The 2,120-nt window shown below is 66.7% G+C and carries 4 protein-coding genes; 1 reads left to right on the top strand and 3 read right to left on the bottom strand.

The window, feature by feature from the left end; genetic code table 11:
- Positions 1–443 precede the first annotated feature (443 nt).
- A complete protein-coding gene (locus tag QH283_RS20045; protein WP_050768390.1) occupies positions 444–641 on the bottom strand; it encodes a hypothetical protein in 198 nt (65 codons plus the stop codon).
- Positions 642–689: 48 nt separating this feature from the next.
- On the opposite strand from QH283_RS20045, the gene QH283_RS20050 reads away from it, so the two are divergent.
- Positions 690–971 (top strand): hypothetical protein, encoded by a 282-nt coding sequence (locus QH283_RS20050; RefSeq protein WP_050768391.1) that lies wholly within the window; start codon positions 690–692, stop codon positions 969–971.
- A gap of 87 nt (positions 972–1,058) precedes the next feature.
- Here QH283_RS20050 and QH283_RS20055 read toward each other — a convergent pair whose 3' ends face one another.
- Together QH283_RS20055 and QH283_RS20060 are read right to left on the bottom strand one after the other, a co-directional pair.
- On the bottom strand, positions 1,059–1,274 hold the full coding sequence (locus QH283_RS20055) for a hypothetical protein (protein WP_060595324.1): 216 nt from the start codon (positions 1,272–1,274) through the stop codon (positions 1,059–1,061).
- A gap of 126 nt (positions 1,275–1,400) precedes the next feature.
- Positions 1,401–1,931, bottom strand: coding sequence for a hypothetical protein (locus tag QH283_RS20060; RefSeq protein WP_280504521.1), 531 nt, complete (start codon positions 1,929–1,931; stop codon positions 1,401–1,403).
- Between the last annotated feature and the right edge of the window lie 189 nt (positions 1,932–2,120).

Genomic DNA, 2,120 nt, shown 5'->3' on the forward strand with positions numbered 1-2,120 from the left:
CCATCTCGGGGCGTTTTTCGGTGTCACAGCTGGGCCGTTTATCTGCACCTCCAAAGGCCCCCGCCGGGTGGGCTATACTTTTCGACTCCTGTTTACGGACGGTGCGCTGCTCTAACCATTGAGCTACGGGCCCTCGTGGTGGACCCGACGGGATTCGAACCCGCAACCTTCGCAGTGCCCTCGATTCTACTGGAGGGGACCGACAGGTCTGCGGCGGTGGTGCAGCGTGGAGCCGCGCGCGCTATCGTCGATGGCAGCACGCTGCTGGCCTCGGGCCGGGCAACTCTTCTCTAGGTGATGAGGAGCCTGGGATGCTCGGTCGCTGCGCGAACTGCCACTTCCTCTCGCCGGATCTCCCCGGAACTGTTCCCAGTCCGCGGTGCCCGCTCTCGACCGAGAGGGGTCGTGCGCCCGCACGATGTGAAGACGACGAACCGACAGCTTCACCTTGCCCGGAACCTGTCGAAGACACCGTCGTCCCGCTGCTGCGGCAGCTGTGTCGAGTCCTGGAGTTCGTGCTCCATGTCGGGTCGGTTATGGATTGGGTCGGACAGTTCATGGATTGGGTCGGCCACGTGCTGGAGTCGATGCCCTAGTGCGCCCTTGTGCTGCTCGGCGTCGGTGCCCAGCAGCACAATCATGTTGTGCGGTCTTGGAAACCTGAAACGATCATCTGCCAGTACTGCTCGATGGAAGTGGTGTGGCTGCCCACTATCTACGGCGGGAACAAGCTGTTCGACGCGAAGATGTACCCGACCTCCGAGTCAGCTCGGGGTAATCGGTTCGCAGCCAAGCGCAACGGATCGGTCGTCGACCTGGACGACATCCACAGCAATCGCTGGCCGGCGGAATGTCTCCACCTCCACCGGTACTCGTGTTCGGAGTACAACGCGGACATGGAGGCACGGATCTGGACGACGAAGCAGTCGCCCGGACGGGACGGACGACGCATCGCCGAGCCTCCGTTCTGAGCAGCGCCGGGCAGGGTACGAACCGGCCGGGACCCCAGAGGGCGTGCGCTCTGGGGGTCCCGCGTCGATGGAGCTGGTGGCGCCGGGTTATTCCGTGTCCCACCAGGCTTCCGTGGCGAACCGGTCCCAGTGGTTGTTCAACTCCACGCTCAATGAGGACTCACCATCGTGGTGGATGGTGAACTCGAAGTTTGCGGCATCGGCGATCGCGCGCATGTTCATCCACGTCGCCGAGATGATGTTCGCGTACAGCTCCGACGGGAGCGGTTTGTCGAACTCGATGGTCAGCTTCTTGCGAGCCACCTCGCACCCCCAGTCGCTGTATGGCACGCCCGCCCAGTCCGGCTCATGCTGGAGCGATCATAGGGCGGCAGGACCGGGTGTCCGAAGTGAAAAGGGTTCCGGTGGGGTTCGCGGGCACCTCGGACGCTACCGGTCGTGCTTGTCGATGGTGCCGAGCTGGGTGAGCGCGGTGCGCAGGTGGCGGGCTTGCTGGTCGGCGGTGTCGGCACCTGCAGCGAGTGCGGTCGATGCCGTGTCGGCTGCGGTGGCTACGACGGTGTCCTGGGTGTCGGCGAGCCGGTCGGTGACTGCGGTGATCTCGTCGAGCAGTTGTCGGGCGTGGGTGGTGGCCAGGAGCAGGTCGGCGACGAGAGCGCGGGGGATTTCGGGTCGCTCGACCTGTGCGTGGTCGTAGTTGGCCAGGCGGGTCTTCCAGGGCTCGATGACCGCGGCGCCGAGTTCGGCGAGCGGGGTGTGGGTGCGGGTGGCCCATCGTCGTTCGGCTTCCAGCGGTGAGACGCCGGCCGCGGCGGCGATGGCCTGCCAGCTGGCGCCCTGGGCGCGGGCGGTCCGCACGGCGTCGATCAGCTGTCCCTCGGCGCGCATCGCGTTGGCGGCGGTGACCTCGACGGGGTGGACGATCCTGTCCAGGGTCTCGTCGCCGTGCTTGTGGTTCATCCAGGGCTCCTCGAGGTGGCGCGGCATTCCGGCGAATTGGTGGTCGGCAGAACTGGTTTCCGTGCTGGGTGCCGGTTGGTCGTGTGCGAGTATGCGCGAGGGCCCGGGGGTGTAGACCCAGCCCCCGCCCCCGCGGGGGGGGGGGGGGGGGGGGCGGGGGGGGTGATGGCGGGGCTGGCGAGCCCGACG

Source organism: Nocardia farcinica (genome assembly GCF_029867845.1).
Lineage (GTDB): Bacteria > Actinomycetota > Actinomycetes > Mycobacteriales > Mycobacteriaceae > Nocardia > Nocardia farcinica_A.

What these genes read in the sequence shown, in the direction of transcription:
- QH283_RS20045 (WP_050768390.1), bottom strand. Translation starts at nt 641, where the DNA reads ATGATTGTGCTGCTGGGCACCGACGCCGAGCAGCACAAGGGCGCACTA.
- QH283_RS20050 (WP_050768391.1), top strand. Translation starts at nt 690, where the DNA reads ATGGAAGTGGTGTGGCTGCCCACTATCTACGGCGGGAACAAGCTGTTC.
- QH283_RS20060 (WP_280504521.1), bottom strand. Translation starts at nt 1,931, where the DNA reads ATGAACCACAAGCACGGCGACGAGACCCTGGACAGGATCGTCCACCCC.